14 protein-coding genes are annotated in these 18,000 nt (G+C 72.1%); 6 read left to right on the top strand and 8 right to left on the bottom strand.

Translation table 11 applies throughout. From position 1 onward, the window contains the following. Window positions 1-19 precede the first annotated feature (19 nt). The 4 genes from M8I34_RS33190 to M8I34_RS33175 form a co-directional block, all read right to left on the bottom strand. Complete coding sequence (locus tag M8I34_RS33190) at window positions 20-988, bottom strand: cyclase family protein (protein ID WP_250055946.1); 969 nt, start codon at window positions 986-988, stop codon at window positions 20-22. Between the two features lie 189 nt (window positions 989-1,177). Then, entirely contained in the window at window positions 1,178-1,606 is a 429-nt protein-coding gene (locus M8I34_RS33185) for a MarR family winged helix-turn-helix transcriptional regulator (protein WP_244417392.1), read from the bottom strand. A gap of 28 nt (window positions 1,607-1,634) precedes the next feature. Then, the gene (gene asnB, locus M8I34_RS33180; RefSeq protein ID WP_250055937.1) at window positions 1,635-3,479 is read right to left on the bottom strand and encodes an asparagine synthase (glutamine-hydrolyzing); all 1,845 of its coding nucleotides are present in this window, start codon (window positions 3,477-3,479) and stop codon (window positions 1,635-1,637) included. Between the two features lie 402 nt (window positions 3,480-3,881). Beyond that, window positions 3,882-5,975, bottom strand: coding sequence for a SpoIIE family protein phosphatase (locus M8I34_RS33175; RefSeq protein WP_374211023.1), 2,094 nt, complete (start codon window positions 5,973-5,975; stop codon window positions 3,882-3,884). 356 nt (window positions 5,976-6,331) lie between these two features. Between M8I34_RS33175 and M8I34_RS33170 the strand changes: the two genes are divergently transcribed. Further along, window positions 6,332-6,487, top strand: a complete 156-nt coding sequence (locus M8I34_RS33170; protein ID WP_150127167.1) for a DUF6131 family protein — start codon at window positions 6,332-6,334, stop codon at window positions 6,485-6,487. Between the two features lie 64 nt (window positions 6,488-6,551). Here M8I34_RS33170 and M8I34_RS33165 read toward each other — a convergent pair whose 3' ends face one another. After that, window positions 6,552-8,051 carry a PepSY domain-containing protein gene (locus tag M8I34_RS33165; protein WP_250055935.1) on the bottom strand — a complete coding sequence of 500 codons (1,500 nt, stop codon included), beginning with the start codon at window positions 8,049-8,051 and terminating at the stop codon, window positions 6,552-6,554. A gap of 353 nt (window positions 8,052-8,404) precedes the next feature. Continuing rightward, window positions 8,405-8,626 (bottom strand): hypothetical protein, encoded by a 222-nt coding sequence (locus M8I34_RS33160; RefSeq protein ID WP_250055933.1) that lies wholly within the window; start codon window positions 8,624-8,626, stop codon window positions 8,405-8,407. On the opposite strand from M8I34_RS33160, the gene M8I34_RS33155 reads away from it, so the two are divergent. Continuing rightward, the gene (locus M8I34_RS33155) at window positions 8,625-8,993 is read left to right on the top strand and encodes a hypothetical protein (RefSeq protein ID WP_250055932.1); all 369 of its coding nucleotides are present in this window, start codon (window positions 8,625-8,627) and stop codon (window positions 8,991-8,993) included. The genes M8I34_RS33160 and M8I34_RS33155 overlap by 2 nt on opposite strands. Window positions 8,994-9,110: 117 nt before the next feature. Here the strand turns inward: M8I34_RS33155 and M8I34_RS33150 are convergent, their stop codons facing one another. Continuing rightward, window positions 9,111-9,605, bottom strand: a complete 495-nt coding sequence (locus M8I34_RS33150; protein WP_250055929.1) for a peptidylprolyl isomerase — start codon at window positions 9,603-9,605, stop codon at window positions 9,111-9,113. A 144-nt stretch (window positions 9,606-9,749) separates the two neighbouring features. After that, window positions 9,750-11,018 carry an aminotransferase class I/II-fold pyridoxal phosphate-dependent enzyme gene (locus M8I34_RS33145; RefSeq protein WP_250055927.1) on the bottom strand — a complete coding sequence of 423 codons (1,269 nt, stop codon included), beginning with the start codon at window positions 11,016-11,018 and terminating at the stop codon, window positions 9,750-9,752. 630 nt (window positions 11,019-11,648) lie between these two features. On the opposite strand from M8I34_RS33145, the gene M8I34_RS33140 reads away from it, so the two are divergent. The 4 genes from M8I34_RS33140 to M8I34_RS33125 all read left to right on the top strand — a co-directional run bounded on the left by M8I34_RS33140 (window position 11,649) and on the right by M8I34_RS33125 (window position 17,770). Next, window positions 11,649-12,887, top strand: a complete 1,239-nt coding sequence (locus M8I34_RS33140; RefSeq protein WP_250055917.1) for an MFS transporter — start codon at window positions 11,649-11,651, stop codon at window positions 12,885-12,887. A gap of 132 nt (window positions 12,888-13,019) precedes the next feature. Continuing rightward, the gene (locus tag M8I34_RS41735) at window positions 13,020-14,867 is read left to right on the top strand and encodes an alpha/beta fold hydrolase (RefSeq protein WP_308372734.1); all 1,848 of its coding nucleotides are present in this window, start codon (window positions 13,020-13,022) and stop codon (window positions 14,865-14,867) included. Window positions 14,868-15,135: 268 nt separating this feature from the next. Further along, entirely contained in the window at window positions 15,136-17,067 is a 1,932-nt protein-coding gene (locus tag M8I34_RS33130) for a RiPP maturation radical SAM C-methyltransferase (RefSeq protein ID WP_250055915.1), read from the top strand. 28 nt (window positions 17,068-17,095) lie between these two features. Beyond that, on the top strand, window positions 17,096-17,770 hold the full coding sequence (locus M8I34_RS33125; protein WP_250055906.1) for a DUF5825 family protein: 675 nt from the start codon (window positions 17,096-17,098) through the stop codon (window positions 17,768-17,770). The last annotated feature ends 230 nt before the right edge of the window (window positions 17,771-18,000 follow it).

Here is an 18,000-nt window from a genome sequence, read left to right as displayed (position 1 = left end):
CAGCCGTCCGGCCTCGTCGTCACAGCACCGCGACCGGGTTGACGGGCGAGCCCGTGCCGCCCGGGATGTTCAGCGGGGCCACCACGAGGAGGAACTCGTAGCGGCCCGCCTCCGCGCCGGCGGCGGAGAGCGCTTCGAGGTCGAGGTTGTCCAGGAGCGGTACTCCCATCGCGGCGAGGGCGAGCGCGTGGACCGGGGAATGCACCCCCTCGACCGGTGAGGGCCGTACATCGCTGTCGCCGTCGCCGCCGAGCAGGGCGATCCCCCGCTCGGCCAGCAGGGGCACGGCGTCCACGTGAAAGCCCGCGCTCGCCGTGCCGGGGTCCCAGGCGCCCTTCTCCCGGCGGCGGCGGACGCTGCCGGACCGTAGCAGCACCGCGTCGCCCTCGCCGATCGTCACGCCGAGTGCCCGCTCCGCGGACACGATGTCCCCGGCGTGCACGGCCCGCCCCGGCTCCAGCCATGGGCACCCCAGCACGGCGGGCAGGTCGAGCAGCACCCCACGCGTCACGAGGGGGCCCAGTGCGGATACGGCACCGAAGCGGGCCCCTCCGGCGTCGACGCACTCGCGCGCCGTGCGGCCGTCGTAGAGCTGTCCCCGGTAGGCGGCATGGGACAGGGCGTCCAGGTGGCTGGTCGCCTTGCCGTGGTAGTCGACGGCGATGAAGTCCTTGTGGGTGGACGGTTCCGGAGCCTCCACATCCCCGAGGTCGGACATGTAGTGCAGGGCCGGCTTGCTGTTGTCCGGGCCCGCGGCCGTGTTCCACGGGCGGGCCAGGGGGACGACCGTTCCGGACCGGGCCAGGGCGGCGGCCCGCCGTACGTGGTCCGGGGTCACCCGGTTCCAGGCGCCGCGGTCGGCGGGCGTCCAGCGGCCCCACGTACGGACCGCCGCGAACAGTGCGTCGAACTCCTGGCGGGAGACGGCGGGCCCGTTCCCCGCCCCGGGCGACGGGGGAGTCGGTGCCGCACCGGGGTTGCCGGTCATCTGCTCAGCGCTCCAAGGGGGACGGGCCGCCACCCCTGCTGCGAGGTGTCATGCCCCGTCCGGTCGGCCGAGTATCGCGCGTCCTCGCCCCCGCGCGAGGACGCCACTCGGCCCGGCCGGCCCTCGCACACCCGGGCGGCCGACGTCGCAGCCCGTGCACCCACGTCGGCCGGCCCGGGAGGGCGAGCCTCAGTCCGCCGTGTCCGCGAGCCTGCGCAGCAGGGGTTCCACCTCGGCGAGTTGGCGGATCTCGGCGGGCCGCAGCGAAGCGAGGCGGGTGGCCAGTACCTCGGCTTCGCCGCGTGCGATGTCGGCCAGCGCGGCGGCGCCGCGCTCGGTGAGCAGGACCCGGCTGGCCCGCTTGTCGGCCGGGTCGGACTCGCGGCGGACCAGACCCGCCTCCTCCAGCCCGATGACCGCGGCGGTGGCGGTCGGCTGGGAGCAGGGCACCCACTGCGCGATCTCGCCGACCCGGGCCGGGCCCTGCCGTGTCAGCAGTGCCAGGACGGCGATATGCGTCAGATGGACGCTGCCCGCCGTGGAGGCCCGGCGCAGGCTCCGGGTGAGCCGGTGCAGGGAGACCACCAGCTGTAGCGCCTCGTCGTCACCGATTGTCATCGCTCAGCCCATCGCGCGCCCGTTCAGATCAAGAGAGCGTAACCGTGGGGGAGTACATGTCCCACCACAGAGCCAGATCCAGCGTCTTCTCGAGCCCGCGCCGGGACGCCTGGGTGATCTGGGGAGCCTCGTGGTGCGCGGCGCGCTTCAGCCAGTTGCGGTCGACGACGTCGAACACGGGGTGCGAGGAACGGGCCAGCAGGTCCTTGGCGTGGTGCTGGAGCGCGACCGCGTACTGCGGGTCCTGTGTGGAGGGGTAGGGGCTCTTCACGCGGTCGTACACCGACTTCGGCAGCAGATCCGCCGTGGCCTCGCGCAACAGGCTCTTCTCCCGTCCGTCGAAGGACTTCAGCGACCACGGCGCGTTGTAGACGTACTCGACCAGCCGGTGGTCGCAGAACGGCACCCGCACCTCCAGTCCGACCGCCATGCTCGCGCGGTCCTTGCGGTCGAGCAGGATCCGGACGAAGCGCGTCAGATGCAGATAGCAGATCGTGCGCATGCGGAACTCGAAGTCGCTCTCCCCGTCGAGACGCTCGACGCCCTTGATGGCGGAGCGGTAGCCGTCCTGTATGTAGGAGCCCAGGTCGAGGGAGGTGGTGACAGCGGGGTTCAGGATGTTGCCGTCGTCGCCGAAGTGCTCCGCGAAGCGGACGAGCCAGGGGAAGGTGTCGGCCCGGCGGGCCTCCTCGTCGAAGAACTGCTTGTACCCGCCGAAGACCTCGTCCGCCGACTCGCCGGACAGGGCGACCGTCGAGTGCCCGCGGATCGCCTTGAACAGCAGATAGAGCGAGGCGTCCATGTCGCCGAAGCCCATCGGGATGTCCCGCGCGCGGATGACCTTCGCGCGGACATCGAGGTCGGCCAGGGCGGCCGAGTCCAGCACGATGTCCTGGTGGTCGGTGCCGGCGAGGCGGGCCACGTCGTGCACGAAGGGGGCGTCGGGGGTGGCGCGCAGCTCGTCGGCCACGAAGTGCTCGGTCCGCCCGGCGAAGTCGACCGCGAAGCTGCGTACCGTTTCGTCCGTCTCGCCCAGCTGACGGGCCGCCAGCGCGGTCATGGCGGAGGAGTCCAGGCCGCCCGACAGCAGGGTGCAGCGCGGCACATCGGCGACGAGCTGACGGCGGACGATGTCGTCGAGCAGGGTACGGACATGGGCGACCGAGGTGTCCCGGTCGTCGAGGTGCGCACGGGTCCGCAGCGACCAGTAGACGTGCCGGCGCAGCCCGTTGCGGTCCACGGTGACCACGGTGCCGGGTTCCACCTCGTACATGCCCTCCCAGATGGCGTGGCCGGGCGTCTTGACGAAGGCGAAGAGCTCGCGGAGGCCGTCGAGGCCGACGTTCCGCCCGGCCAGCGGATGGGCGAGGATCGCCTTCGGCTCGGAGCCGAACAGCACGCCGTCAGGGGTGGGGTGGTAGTAGAACGGCTTGATCCCCATCCGGTCGCGGATCATGACGAGCCGTCGGCGCTGCTCGTCCCAGACCGCGAACGCGAACATCCCGTTGAGGCGTCCGGCGACCTCCTCGCCCCATTCGAGGTACCCGCGCAGGACGACCTCGGTGTCGGAGCCGGTCGTGAAACGGTGGCCCCTGGAGACGAGTTCCTTCCTGAGTTCGCCGAAGTTGTAGGCCTCGCCGGAGTACACGAGGGTGACCGGGCTGCCGTCCGCCCGCTCGGCGGTCATCGGCTGACGTCCACCGGGCAGGTCGATGATCGCGAGGCGGCAGTGGCCGAGAGCGGCCGGCCCCTGCACCCAGGTGCCACGGTCGTCCGGACCGCGGCAGGCCATCGTCTCGGTCATCGCGTCCACGGTCTCCTGCTCGGAGCGCAGATCACGGTCGAAGGAAATCCAGCCGGTGATGCCACACATGCCATGTCCTCCTGATCCGGCCCAGGAGCCGCCGGACACCGCGAGCGGACACCTCGATGCCCGGTTGCCCGACTGCCTCGCCTGAGCCAGTTGTATCGAGCACCTATGTAACGAGCGTGTTCCTAGGGCGCCGCTCCGTCAACCGGGCCGTCACCCGCCCGGTACCGCGCCGAAACGCGTTCTCCCGCTCGCAAAACCACCCTGGAAACGGTGCTTGAGCTGCCGCTTTGCCGTGCTCCCCGGGACGGAGCGGCCGGCCGGCCGAGAGCTGCGCCATACGGGAGCGAGGGAAAGGCTTTACCTGGCTGCCGGGCGGGACGAGCGGGGCGCGCCCGCGCAGAAGGGTTCGCACGGTGTCCCGCCAGGGGGCGTCCCAAGGGGCGGGAGACGACGCCGACGGCGCTACGAGGCGGAGGTGAAGGGCCGGGTGCGGGCGATGAGCAGGGCGACGTCGTCCGGGTCGTCGGGGCGCCGGAGTTCGCGAAGGAGCCGGTCGCAGGTCTCCTCCAGGGAGCGGTCGGGGGCGTCGAGCAGACCGCGCAGGGTTTCGAGGCGTGCGTCGATGGGGTGGTGGCGGGTCTCGACCAGTCCGTCGGTGTACAGGACGAGTTGGTCGCCCGGGTCGAGGCGGAAGGTGGTGGTCTCGAAGGGGACGCCGCCGACCCCGAGCGGGGTGCCGGTGGGCAGGTCGAGAAGTTCGGGGCGGCGGCCCCTGCGGACCAGGACGGGCGGCAGGTGACCGGCGGTGGCGATGTGGCATTCGGCGCGGTGCGGGTCGTAGGTGGCGTACACGCAGGTGGCGATGTAGTGCTCCAGCCCTGAGGTGATCTTGTCGAGGTGCTGGAGAACCTGGGCGGGGTCGAGATCGAGGTCGGCGAAGGCGCTGGTGGCGGTGCGCAGGCGGCCCATGGTGGCGGCGGCGTCGATACCGCTGCCCATGACATCGCCCACGACGAGTGCGGTCTTGTCCGCTTCGAGCGGGAGGACGTCGTACCAGTCGCCGCCGATCTCGTACGTGGCCTGCGCGGGACGGTACCGGGAGGCGATCTGGAGGCCGGGGAGGTGCGGCGGGTGGTCGGGGAGCAGGCTGCGCTGGAGGGTCTCGGCGGCGTTGCGGACGCTCTGGTGGGAGCGGGCGTTGTCGATGCACACGGCGGCGCGGGAGGCCAGCTCGGCGGCCAGGGCGAGGTCGTCCTCGTCGAAGGGCAGCGGGTTGCGGGCACGGGTGAGACCGAGACAGCCCAGGATCTGGCCGCGGGCGATGAGCGGGGCGAGCAGGTAGGAGTGCACCCCGGCGCGGGCCAGCAAGGTGGCGGCGTGGTCGTCGCGGGCGATGCGCGCCAGGTCGTGGTCGTCCGCGTGGGAGACGATCATCGGGCGGCCGGTGCGTACGCAGAGGGTGGCCAGGCGGTCGGCGTCGTAGGCGGCGGTCTGGCCCGGAGGGTCGGCGGCCTGGAGGGCCTCGGTGGGGTAGGCGCCTTTCACGGCGAGGGCACGAAAGACCGCGGGGCCTTCCTCGCGCGCGGGACGGTGCTCACCCAGGACGGAGTCGAGCACATCGACCGTGACCATGTCCGCGAGTTCGGGAACGGTGACCTCGGCCAGCTCACGGGCGGTCTGCTCCACCTCCAACGTGGTGCCGATACGGGCGGATCCGTCCGCGATCAGGGCCAGCCGCCGCCGGGCCTCCGTCGCCTCCATGGCTGCCTGGTACCGGTCGGTGACGTCCACCACCAGGTCGGCCACTCCGAGCACCCGCCCCTGGGGGTCCTCCAGCCGGTACAACGAGATCGACCAGGCGTGCTGGTGCTCGGGGTCGGCGGGGCTGCGGCCGACGACAGTGGCCTGGTCGACCTTGGGGACCCCCGTCTCCAGTACCTCCCGCATCGCGGCCTCGGGCACCTCGAACTTCGCGGCGGTCATGATCTCGCGGTAGTGCCGGCCGAGGTGATCCTTCGCGGGAATGCCGTGCATCCGCTCCAGCGCGGGGTTGACGGACACATAGCGCAGCTCGGTGTCGAGTATCGCCAGCCCGATGGGGGACTGGGAGATCAGCCGGGTGGACAGGGCGACATCCCGCTCCACCTCGCGGAGCGTCGGTGAGTCGGTGGCGAGTCCCAGGGCATAGAAATCGCCGCGGTCGTCCAGCAGCCGCATATTGCGCAGTTCCACCAGCCGTTCGGTGCCGTCCTTGTGCCGGACCGGGAACGTGCCGCCCCAGCTCCTGCCGGTCTCCATGACCTCGGCGAACTTCTTGATCACCAGGTCCCAGTGCTCTTCGTGGATGAGCAGCGGCGCCGCGTACTGCCCGAGCGCCTCCCCGGCGGTGAAGCCGTACAGATCCTCGGCCTGCGGGCTCCAGAGGACGATCCGCCCCTCCGCGTCGACCAGCACCGCGGCAACAGCGAGGAGGTCCATCAGCCCGCTCGGCTGCGACGACTTGCCCTCCGGCCCACCGGCGGGCCACTTCTTGCCCTCCGGTCCACCCGCGGGCACCTTCTCGCCCTCCGGTTCGCCGGCGCCGGACGGACGCACATCGGCTGCGCACACCCCGGCACTCCTTCCGTCTGCCGGACCGCCGGGGCTGCCCCTCGCCCCGTTCCGTGGCCTGCCCACGCATCTGTCCGTGGCCGGCCCGCGGTCCGGTGAGTGCTGTGCCTTCCATGGTCCCCCCGGATCGCCGGACCGCACACTCGTCCGGCCGTCGCCGATCGTGGCCAGGGAAATGGGCGCGTAATGCGGACGGCGGCCGAACCGCGCCATCGGCGGTTTTCCGGGGCCTCACCACAACTTGCCGAGCCGGAAACCGAGGCCCAAAGTTAAAGGAAACTCACACGGGATCGGAGCGCATCGTGGTCGTTCTCGGAATTATTCTGCTCATTGTCGGATTCCTGACCGGAATTTCCATCCTCTGGACCATCGGAATCATTCTGGCCGTGATCGGCGCGATTCTGTGGATCCTCGGCTCGCTGGGGCACGCGGTCGGCGGGCGGAAGCACTACTGGTAGTGCGGCGGATCTGCCGCGTGGACAGGACCGCCGGCTCCCCGGCGGCATCCGCCCGCCGAAGCCGTCAGTCCACCGGGGCAGGGACGCGCCGACGCCCGATCACACCGAGCAGGACGTCCACGACCAGGAACGCGGCGAGCGAGATGCCGAGCAGCGGCACCGCCCAGCCCACCACCGCGACGACGAGCCCGAGCGGGATCAGTACGGGCAGCGGAATCTGCCGCCATGCGCCACGCGGAAGGGGACGTCCGAAGGACAGGGCGTGGGCGCGGGTGGGGCGGCGCTGCCACCACATCCGGTACCCCAGGACGATCAGGAAGATCAGCGCGAGGGCGAGCGCGGCCAGGGCGATCTGGTTGACGATGCCGAACAGGGTGCCGGTGTGCAGGTCGATGCCGTAGCGGGTGAGCTTGGCGAGGACGGGGTAGTCCGCGAAGCGCGAGACGTCCGTGACCTTTCCGGTGCCCGGGTCCACGGCGACGGCATCCTGCTTCTCCGGCCAGCTGCGCTGTACCTGCTTGACGACATAGGCGCTGCCGCTGTCCGTCGGCAGTCCGATCTCCACGGGGTTGGACAGCCCCTCGGCGCGGGCCGCCTTGAGCACCTTGTCGATGCCCACGTCCGCGGACGCCGCTCCGCCCGACGCACCGTCCTTCTTCCCGTCCATCCCCGGCATGTCGGGCATTCCCGCCATCCCGCCGGAGCCGCCATGGTGGGCATGGTCCTCGGCCACGGCCGTCGAGACGGTCGGCGTCGCCTGCCCCAGTGACTGTCGGATTTCATCGATGTTCGCCCCGGCGTACGTCGACCAGGTCAGCCCCGTGGCGGAGAGGAAGAACAGGCCGACCGCCGCCCACACGCCCACCGCGCCGTGCCATGACAGGGTCCTGCGCCGTCCGGTGGCGGCGCGATCCGGCAGCGCGAGGGACCGCAGTTTGCGGTTCGTGCGCTTACGCCCGATCCAGAGCGCGAGTCCGCCGCCGGCGACCACCCACAGCCAGCTGGCGGCCAGTTCGCTGTATAGGCGGCCGCTCTCGCCCAGGTGGAGATTGCGATGGAGATCGTCGAGCCAGGTGCGCATCGGCAGTGCACCCGTGGCGCCGTACGTCTCCAATGCGCCCCGGACGCTGCCGGTGTGCGGGTCGACGAAGACGGCGAGCTGGTGCTCGGCGGTCACTCCCGGCACGTCGGAGAGCAGGACGCGCGTGGTGTCACCCGGCTGCGGCGCCGGGCGTACGGCGGCGACCTTGCCCTCCGGGTGCGCCTTACGGGCGGCGGCGACCTGCTGGGACACCGGCAGCGTGCGCTCACCGGCCGGGACGCTCAACTCGTGCGCATAGATCACCTTCTCCGCCTGGAACGAGCCGGCGTAGAGCAGTCCGGTGACCGCGGTGACAAGGAGGAACGGCGCGACGAGCACACCGGCGTAGAAGTGCAGGCGCAATACCAGCGGGCGAAGGACGGACCACCCGGTCCGCTGTACGGCCGCCCCGTGCGTGTCGGAGCCGACGGCGTCCGGGGCATCGCCGACCTTGCTCGATGCGAGACGTTGTTCAGTGGGCACGCGGATGCTCCCAGCTCGAAGGTGATGTGGCCCAGTCCTCTGCCGTATGCATCAGGGAGTCGGACAACTGGAAGTGTGAGTTCCGGCCAGTTGGTGTGAGGTGGGTCACGTGCCGGGTGGCCGGGGTGCCGCCCGCACCCGGGCGCGCACCGTGTCCACTCGCTGTTCGGCCTGACGGAGGTGTCCACGGCACCAGTGCAGCGACGGCTTGCCCGAAAGGCAATGGGCGACACGGCAGTTGCGCGAAACATGTGAAACCGGCCCCGTGTCCGCGTAGGGGTGTCAGCGGTCCGGCTGCTGCGCCAGGCCGGCCTCCCCGGCCGGGAGGCCGCATGGGAGCCGCCGGCGACGCGTCAGGAAGTGCCTGCCCGGCCGCTCTCGTCGGCGTGCCGGATGCGTGCGTGCTTCAGGGCTACGTCGAAGTCGCCCTGGGTGTCGTCACACCAGTGCAGCAGGTCGGTGAGGGCCAGCCGCAAGGTCTCGCCGGGACTGTGGCGCCAGCCCTCACCCGAGGGCGTGTACGTCTGAAGGGCCTCGTTGGCGCGCTGCACCGCCGCGTCGTGTGCATCCGGCATGGCCACGTTCGCGACTCCCGTCGAAGGGTTCCGTCACTTCACGGCGGCACGGCCGGAGGGCGGCGCCGCGGTGGAAAACTACCGCCCCACTCTCACCGCCCGTCTGGAGGACCTGGGTCGGCAGATGACCGACGCGCTCGCCACCGTCCTGGCGGAGGAGACCGGAGCGGCGCCGGACGATCAGCTGCCGCGCCTGGTGGCCGGTCAGATCGGCTGGTTCCACTCGCTGGTCTACGCCGAGATCGGCCGGCGCATCGTCGCGGGCGGGAAACCGGACGCGATCGCCGAAGCGGTGCTGCAACTCCTCGGCCTCGTCGAGGAGTTGCTGAGCGAACAGGCGCTCGGCTACGCCGTACGCGGGAGATGATGCTCGTGGCCGGAGCCGGCCCGACGGGCTCCCCACCGCGCCGCGCCGGGCTGTCGACCGGTGCCGGCCCCGGAGGGTCGGCCGGGACTGCCCGGCGCGGGGGATGTGCGGTGATTACTACGCGACCACGCCGGACTTGGCGATGACGATCTTGGCGCGGGTGGTGCCGCCGTGGGAGCCCAGGGACTCGATCTTCCGGACGACCTCCATGCCCTCGACGACCTCGCCGAAGACAACGTGCTTGTTGTCGAGCCAGTCGGTGACGATGGTGGTGATGAAGAACTGCGAGCCGTTGGTGTTCCGGCCGGCGTTGGCCATGGACAGCTGGCCGGGCTTGGTGTGCTTGAGCTGGAAGTTCTCGTCCGCGAACTTCTCGCCGTAGATGCTCTTGCCGCCGGTGCCGTTGCCGGCGGTGAAGTCGCCTCCCTGGAGCATGAAGTCGGGGATGACGCGGTGGAAGCCGGATCCCTCGTAGCCGAAGCCGTGCTGGCCGGTGGCGAGCTCACGGAAGTTCCGCGCGGTCTTGGGGACCACGTCGTCGAACAGGGTGAAAACGATCCGCCCAGCCGGATCGCCGTCGATGGTGATGTCGAAAAACACGTCGTTACTCATGACGGCATCCTTGCATCCCCGCTGGCCGGGGCGAGGCGCGGCCCCCGGCGCGTGACCCGGCGAAGGGGCCCTCGGCCGGGTCGCGCGCGCACCCTGCCCGGACCCGTTGCGCCCACGGGTTCGGGCAGGGGCGGGCATGGCGCCCTAGCGGACCTGCTGCTCGTACCCCGCGAGGCGGACGCAGACGGCGAGTCCTTCGATGGCCTGCTCCAGCTCCGCGAGGCCCGGGTAGCTGGGCGCGATCCGGATGACCGCGTCGCGCGGGTCGTCGCCGTAGGGGTGCGTGGCGCCGGCCGGGGTCAGTACGATTCCGGCCTCGGCGGCACGGCGTACGACCTCCTTGGCGCAGCCGTCCGGCACCTCGAGGGTCACGAAGTAACCGCCCTTGGGCGAGGTCCAGGTCGCGAGCCCGGTGCCGCCGAGCTCGGCGTCCAGGATCCGCGCCACGGTCTCGAACTTGGGCTGGAGCACGGCGCGCTGGCGCTCCATGTGGGCCCGCACCCCGTCGGCGTCCCGCAGGAACAGGACGTGCCGCAGCTGGTTGACCTTGTCGGGGCCGATCGACCGCTTGGCGTTGTTGCCGAGCAGCCACTGCACGTTCGCGGGCGACGAGCCGAAGAAGGCGACACCCGCGCCCGCCGCGGTGATCTTCGAGGTGGAGCCGAACACGAAGGCCCGGTCCGGGTTCCCGGCCTCGGCGCAGGCGGCGAGCAGACCGGCTATCTCGACGGGCTCGTCGGTGAGGTGGTGGGCGGCGTAGGCGTTGTCCCAGAAGATCCGGAAGTCGGCGGCGGCGGTGCTCATCGAGGCGAGCCGGGCCACGGTCGCGTCGCTGTAGCAGACGCCGTCCGGGTTGCTGTACTTCGGTACGCACCAGATGCCCTTGATCGCCGGGTTTTCGGCGACCAGCCGCTCCACGGCGTCCATGTCCGGGCCCTCGGCGGTCATCGGCACCTGGATCATGTCGATACCGAACCGCTCGCAGAGTGCGAAATGCCGGTCATAGCCGGGTATCGGGCACAGGAACGCGATGCGCTCCTGGTCCACCCAGCGCGACTCGGCTCCCGGCAGCACGCTCAGCAGGGCGTGCACCAGGCAGTCGTGCATCAGCTCAAGGCTGGAGTTTCCGGCCGCGAGCAGCTGCCCGGCCGGCACCTGGAGCACCTCGGCGAAGATCTCCCGCAGCTCGGGCAGTCCCTGGAGGCCGCCGTAGTTGCGCACGTCCGTGCCGTCGGCGGAGGTGTGCCGCCCGCCGGGCAGGCTCAGCAGGTCCGCGGAGAGGTCGAGCTGCTCCGGTGCCGGCTTGCCCCGGGTGAGGTCGAGAGAGAGTCCGCGGCCCACGAGGTCCTGGTAGTCCTGGCGGGCGCGCTCAAGGAGGCCGGTCAGGGCGTCGGGGCTCAACTCGGTGGTCATGGTGGTTCCTCTCGCAGGTGCCGCTTCGATCGGTGGCGCCTGCCGAGAATACAAACCGGTGCGGGGGACCGGTCCGGGAGCCGTGCGCGGTGCGGGCGGCGGGCGGAAAGCCCGGGGAATCCCGGGGAATCCCCGGGTGAGGTGCCGCCGATGGTGTCCGGCCCAGCTGCCCGAGGAGCCCGGAGCGGGGCGGAGTGCGGGCGGCCGAAGGTGTTCCCTGTCCGACATCTTGTGGCCTGTGTCACTGGCTGGTTAAGCTCCAGCACGCTTTAGGCACATTTCCTCCGCAAGTTGACCTATTGGTGCGGCAATCTTCACGATCTGCCCACGAAAACCGAGGTGGCTTCGCATGGAACGGCGATCGGCGACCCCGCGCGGAGGCGACTTACCGCACGGCTTAGCGCACGGCTTACTGCACGGCATGCCGCCCGGCTTACCGTCGGCGTTGTCCCGGAGTGCGCCGGCGAACCGGCCGGTGAACGACCGGGCCGGGGCGGCGTTCGACGGCGCCCGGCACGGCACCCGTCACGGCACCCGTCACGGCACCCGGCACGGCGCCGTGCACGGCGCCGCGAGACCGGCCCCGGGCCGTCCCTGATGACGCGGCCCGCCACGGCGGCAGCGTCCGCCGTGCCCCTGCCCCACGCCCGCCGCGACGTCCGGCTGTTCTGGGGGGCGGGTACCTGCGACGCACTCGGCAGCCAGGCGTCCGGGTTCGTTCTGCCGCTGCTGTTGCTGAGCCTGGGCCGTTCCCCCGCCGAGGTCGGCGCCCTCGCCGGGCTCTCCGCGGCCGCCACCCTGGTCCTCGGTCCGCTCGCCGCCGTCCCCGCCGACCGCGGGGCACGCAAGCAGGTGATGGTGGGCGCCGCGCTGGTGTCCGCCGCGGCGATGACCGGTGTCACCGTGGCCGTCGCGGCGGGCCCGGTCCCGGTGGCCGCGCTCCTCGCGGCCGTACTTGTCGAGCGGTGTGCGACCTCCTGCTACGAGGCGGCGTCGCGGGGCACCGTGGCGCTGGTGTGTCCCCCCGAGGCGCACCGGCGTGTGCTGTCCCGGTTGGAGGCGGGGGAGCGGGGCGCCCTCGTCGTCGGGCCCGCGCTGGGCGGGCTGCTCTTCTCCGTCGGCGCTTGGCTGCCGTTCCTCGTCGACGCCCTGTCGTACGCCGCCGCGGCCGGCGGCATCCACGCCATGCGCGCCGATCTGTCCGCACGGCAGGAGCAGTCGCTCCCGGCCACCACCCCGCGCCGGACCTGGCGGGCCCTGTCCTCCGAAGCCGGGGCAGGGCTGGCCCTGATCCGCCGCGAACCCTTCCTGCGGCTGGCGCTCGTCTGGATCTCGGCCGTCAACGCGCTGCTCGTCGCGCTGTATTACACGACGGTCTTCGCCCTCCAGGACCACGGCCGGGGCGCGGCCCCGCTCGGGCTGGTCCTCGCGTCGGCCGGGGCGGCCGGCCTGGCCGGCGCGCTGGCGGCACCCCGGCTGGTCCGCCGGCACTCCGCGGCGCGCGTGCTGGTGCCGGTGTCCTGGCTCCTGGTGCCGCCTGCCGCGGCCCTGACGGCGGCCCGCGACGCCTGGCAGTTCGCGCTGCTCTTCGGACTCCTCTGTTTCCTGACGCCGCCGGCCACCGTGGCGCTACAGGCCCGGATCCTCCAGATCACCCCACCCGGGCTCCAGGCCCGCACCGGCACCGTGCTGGCCACCACCTCCGGTGCGGCCGCGGCCCTGGCCCCGGCCCTCGCCGGGCTGTCCGCCGACCGGACCGGCGTCGCCGCCACCCTGACGGGCTGCGCCGTGCTGCTGGCCGCACTGGCGCTGTACGCGACCTGCGCGGCGCCGTCCGTCACCCGCGGCACCAGGGAGGAGCCCGTATGAGCGCGATCGCGGCACGTATCGCCACGCCGTCGTCCGTCACCCGCGGCACCGGGGAGGAGCCCGTATGAGCGCGATCGCGGCACGTATCGCCACGCCGTCGTCCGTCACCCGCGGCACCGGGGAGGAGCCCGTATGAGCGCGACCGCGGCACATACCGCGACACCGTCGTCCGGCACCGGCTTCCGGGTCTACCGATCGGCGCTCCCCGAGGTCTGCCCACGCGACCCGGCGCGCATGGCCCTGGCCGCGGACGCCGACGGCCGCTGCGAAATCTTCACCTGGAACGCCGCCACCGGCACCGCACGCCAGGTCACCGACAGCCCGGACGGAACGCTGCACTGCGCCCTCGACGCGGACGCCCGGGTGTGGTGGTTCGCCGAGGACCGGGGCGGCCGCGGGCTCTGGTACTTCCAGGACTTCGAGGGCGGGCCGCGGCTCCGTGGTCTGACCGGCCTGCGGCCGGGACTCCCGTACGGTCTCGCGGTCAGTGACGCCGGCACCGTGGCCATCGGGCTCGGGGACGGCCATGGGATGACCGTCCACTTAGGCACACCGGGCGGCCCGGCCCGGCCGGTGCGGACCGTCGACGGCCACGCGCTGCTGACCGGCATCTCGCCGTCCGGCGGGCTGCTGGCGCTGTCGGGGGCGGCGGGCTCCGACCGTGCGGTCACCCTGCTGACCTGCTCCGGGGCAGTCCTCGACCAGCTCTCCGGACAGGGCGGAAGGCTGTGGGCGCTCGGCTTTGCGCCGACCCCGTCGGCCACCGAACTGCTGCTGGTCCAGGAGCACAACGACCGCTACCGACTGGCCAGTTGGCGGCCGGGCGCCGGACTGCGGCCGCAGGACTGGTGCCGCTTCGACACCGAGATCACCGCCCGCTGGTACCCCGGGGGACGGCGCGTCCTCATCCGCCAGGACCGCCACGGCCGCTCCACCCTCACCGCGGCCGACCTCGACCGGCGCACCCTGACCCCGGTGCCCTGCCCGCCCGGCACGCTGCTCGACGCCGTCCCGCACCCGGGCGATGACGTGCACTACCTCTGGACCGACACGGCCACCCCGCCACAGATGCGCTCCACCGCCGGCACCCGGCTCCCGTCGCTCCCCGCCCTGCCCGCCCCGGTGCCCGGGCGGCACCGCGACCTGTGGACCCCAGGCCCGGACGGGCCCGTGCACACCCTGCTCAGCGCACCGGACCATGCTCCCGGCCGGCCGGCCCCGCTGGTGTTCCTGGTGCACGGCGGCCCCGCCGACCACGACCGCGACGCCTACGACCCGCAGGTGCACTCCCTGGTCGCCTCCGGGTTCGCGGTCGCCCGGGTCAACTACCGCGGTTCCACCGGATACGGCCCCCGCTGGCGCGCCGCATACGGCGAGGGCGTCGGGATCACCCAGGTCGCCGATCTCGTCGCGGTCCGGGCCGATCTGCTCCGCCGCGGACTGGCCCGCGAGGACGCGATCGGCCTGTGGGGCACCTCCTGGGGCGGCTACCTGGTGCTGCTCGCCCTCGGCACCCGGCCGGATCTCTGGCAGGCGGGCGTCGCCGTCAAACCGGTCGCCGACTGCGCCGCGGCGCACCGCACGGGCACCCCCGCGCTGCGTGCCCTGGACGAGCGGCTGTTCGGCGGGACCCCCGACGCCGTGCCCGCACGCTACGCGCGGAGTTCGCCGCTCCACTATGCCGCCGATGTCCGCGCCCCCCTGCTGGTGATCGCCGCCACCCGCGACGCCAAATGCCCGCCCGGCCAGGTCCGGAGCTACCTCGCTGCCCTGCGGCAGGCCGGCGTCGCGCACGAGTCCTTGTGGCTGGACACCGGCCACGACGGATACACCGGCGCCCACCATGTGACCGCCCTCCGGCGCGCCATGGGCTTCCTCGACCGCCACCTGCGCCGCGACCCGCGGCCCACCGAACGCCCTGTCCCCCAGCGGACGGGGTCTCCGGGAGCACCGGCCCGGCCGGCGTCCCCCGGAATGTGAGCACCGTTCCCGAAAACCGACAGAACAGGAGAGCAGCCATGCAGAAGGACATCATCCACAACGACCCGCTCGCGGGTGACGAGGAGAACCGCAAGCCGGGCATCGGCATCACGGTGACCGTCCCGTTCCGCAACGCGGAGGACACCGAGGAGGACTGATCCTCGCCGGCCGGCCCGGTGCGCCACCCGGGCCGGCCGGACCGCCGTGCGTCACCGGCCGGGCACCGGCCCCGCCTCCCACCCCGACCCGCCGCCTACGAGGAGCCGACATGCGCGTTCTGCTGGTCAACATGCCCTGGTCCCCGATCGACCTCCCGTCCCTCGCCCTCGGCATCCTCCGGCGGAGCGTCGACGAGCGCACCTCCGGCCATGCCGATGTCCTGCACGCCAACCTGGAGTTCACCGACTGGATCACCCGGCGAACCGAGTTCACCGCGGACGACTACCAGTTCTATGCGCTCTCCTCGTACTTCATGGGATGCGGCGACTGGGTGTTCTCCTCCGCCCTCTACGACGACCCCGAGTGGCGGATACCGGAGTTCAATGCCTCGATGCGCGGCAAGCTGCGCGACGCACGGCTGCGGATGTCGCACGAACTGCACCGCGTGGTACCGGAGTTCGTTCAGGAAATCGCCGAGCGGATCGTCGCGGCCGGCCCCGACGTCGTCGGCTTCACCTCCACCTTCCAGCAGAACACCGCCGCGCTCGCCGCCGCCAAGTACGTCAAACGCCTCGCCCCGCACATCAGGACCGTCATGGGCGGCGCCAACTGCGAAGGCGAGCAGGGCGAGGCCGGCCACCGCAACTTCCCCTTCCTGGACTTCGTGGTCCGCGGCGAGGGCGAAGCCGCCTTCCCCCAGCTGCTCACCGCCCTCGACGAGGGCGGCGACCTGTCCGCGGTCCCCGGACTGTGCCACCGGGGCCCCGACGGCACCAGCACCGCCAACCCGATGAGCACCAGCCCGCTGCCACCCGCCACCATCCTGCCGCCCGACTACAGCGGCTACTTCGAGCGGCTGGCGTCCTCCGTCGCCCGCAACTGGGTGGAACCCAAGCTCGTCGTCGAGGGGGCCCGCGGCTGCTGGTGGGGGGAGAAGCACCACTGCACCTTCTGCGGACTCAACGGCTCCTTCATGCAGTTCCGCAGCAAGAGCCCCGAGGTCTTCTACGAAGAGATCATGGACCTGGCACGCCGGCACCGTGTGCTGGACATGTACGTCGTCGACAACATCCTCGACATGGGCTACCTCAACACCGTCCTCCCCCGCATCGTCGACAGCGGCTACGACCTGCGGATGCACATCGAGATCAAGGCGAACATGCGCCGTCCCCAGCTGCGCACCCTGGCCGACGCCGGAATGATCTACGTCCAGCCGGGCATCGAGAGCCTCAACAGCCGGGTCCTCGACCTGATGGACAAGGGCGTGAGCGGCTGTCAGAACGTCCGTATGCTCCGCGACGGAGCCGAGACCGGACTCTCCGTCTCCTGGAACTACCTCCACGGCTTCCCCGGCGAGACCGCCGCCGACTACGAGCCCGTCATCGCCCAGTTGCCGGCACTGGAGCACCTCGATCCGCCGGTCGACCTGTCCGCCCGCATCGCCATCGAACGCTTCAGCCCGTACTTCAACCGGCCCGAACTCGGCTTCACCGGCCTGCGCCCCGAGGAGCACTACCGCTTCACCTATGACCTGCCCGAGTCCGAACTGCACGACCTGGCCTACGTCTTCGAGGCCCCCGAACGCGGCATCGGCGAACCCACCGTCACCTCTCTCAACGACGCCCTCGGCGCCTGGCGGAAACACCACACGGACAGCAGGCTCACCCACACCGACCTCGGCGACCGCATCGTGCTCGTCAGCCGCAGACGCGCCTTCGACTGGCGGGCCATGGAGCTCACCGAGCCCACGGAGACCGCGGCCTTCCGGCTCCTCGACCAGCCGCACGCCCCCGCCGCACTGACCCGCAAACTCGCCGCGCGCCTGCCCGGTCACCCGGTCGACGAGACCGCCGTGCACGCCCTTCTCCAGCACTGGGTGACGCTCGGGCTGGTCTTCACCGACGGCGGCCAGTACGTCCACCTGGCCCCGGCGGCCGTCAACGAGGACCTGCTGCGGCTCGACTTCATGCGCCACAGCCACGCCGCGCCCGCCCCGCAGGAGCGGCCGGACGCACCGGCCCGCGCCGTCGTCCACGCCTGAGCGCCGCCCGGCCCCCGAGGAGACCGTCATGACCTGCACCACCACCCCCGCCCCCCGGGCACTGACACTCGCCGCATGGCGGGACTACGACGAGGACGCCTGCACACTGCCGGGCATGAGTCTGGGCGAACTCGACCTGGCCGGACCGCCGGAGGAGCACGCCGCCCGGCTGTGGGAATGCGGGGTACGCCGTGCCCGGCTCGCCGAGGACATCGACCTGACCTCGGCCGACGACCCCGACGCCGCCGCCCATGCGGTCCGGCGGCTGTGTCTGGTCCGCGATCTGACGGCCCGCGCCGTGCTGGTCCAGTGGCAGCTGCGCCTGCCCGCGGAGCCCGATGACGGATGGCGCGACCTCAGCCATCTCCAGCCGCCCCGGACCCTCACCGGCCCCGCCGACCCGGCGGCCGCGCTCACCCAGTGGCGCAACGAGCACTACCTCTGCAAGTGCCTGTGGCGCCAAGGCCCCGGCTTCGTCCAGATCCGCGACCGACGGTGGGGCAACCTGCGCCGTTTCACCGCGGACGAGCCCGAATACCGCGAGGCCATCGGCCGGCTGGCCTACGGCGCCCCGCTGTCGGCCGTACCCGGGGCCATCGCCGCCGACTTCCTGGCGGAACGGCTGGTCGCCCGCACCGGACCGCTGCTGTGGTGGCTGCCGTACCGGGTCAACCGGTGGATCCAGGAGGCGATGGCCGTTTGAGGGCCGCGGGAACCCCGTGGGACACCGCCTCGCCCCGGCCTCACGGGCCGGGGCGAGGCGGGCCGTCTGCCGCTTCCTCGCGTGCTCGTGTCCTCGTGTCCTCGCGTGCTCGCGCCGCGGGGCGACGACTGTGGCGCAGGCGACAACGGGAAGCGGATGACGGGGCCGCTGTCGCGTGTTGCGAACAGCGGAGCGTTCACCTGCCGACGGCGTTCCGCAACCGCCCTCTC

The organism is Streptomyces sp. MCA2 (assembly GCF_023544705.1).
Classification (GTDB): domain Bacteria; phylum Actinomycetota; class Actinomycetes; order Streptomycetales; family Streptomycetaceae; genus Streptomyces; species Streptomyces decoyicus.
Note: the sequence above shows the minus strand (reverse complement) of the source record. Positions and strands in the feature narration are given on the sequence as shown.

Coding starts and splice junctions, on each gene's coding strand:
- M8I34_RS33145 (WP_250055927.1), bottom strand. CDS start 11,018: ATGACCACCGAGTTGAGCCCCGACGCCCTGACCGGCCTCCTTGAGCGC.
- M8I34_RS33185 (WP_244417392.1), bottom strand. CDS start 1,606: ATGACAATCGGTGACGACGAGGCGCTACAGCTGGTGGTCTCCCTGCAC.
- M8I34_RS33190 (WP_250055946.1), bottom strand. CDS start 988: ATGACCGGCAACCCCGGTGCGGCACCGACTCCCCCGTCGCCCGGGGCG.
- M8I34_RS33130 (WP_250055915.1), top strand. CDS start 15,136: ATGCGCGTTCTGCTGGTCAACATGCCCTGGTCCCCGATCGACCTCCCG.
- M8I34_RS33125 (WP_250055906.1), top strand. CDS start 17,096: ATGACCTGCACCACCACCCCCGCCCCCCGGGCACTGACACTCGCCGCA.
- M8I34_RS33155 (WP_250055932.1), top strand. CDS start 8,625: ATGGCCACGTTCGCGACTCCCGTCGAAGGGTTCCGTCACTTCACGGCG.
- M8I34_RS33150 (WP_250055929.1), bottom strand. CDS start 9,605: ATGAGTAACGACGTGTTTTTCGACATCACCATCGACGGCGATCCGGCT.
- M8I34_RS33160 (WP_250055933.1), bottom strand. CDS start 8,626: ATGCCGGATGCACACGACGCGGCGGTGCAGCGCGCCAACGAGGCCCTT.
- asnB (WP_250055937.1), bottom strand. CDS start 3,479: ATGTGTGGCATCACCGGCTGGATTTCCTTCGACCGTGATCTGCGCTCC.
- M8I34_RS41735 (WP_308372734.1), top strand. CDS start 13,020: ATGAGCGCGACCGCGGCACATACCGCGACACCGTCGTCCGGCACCGGC.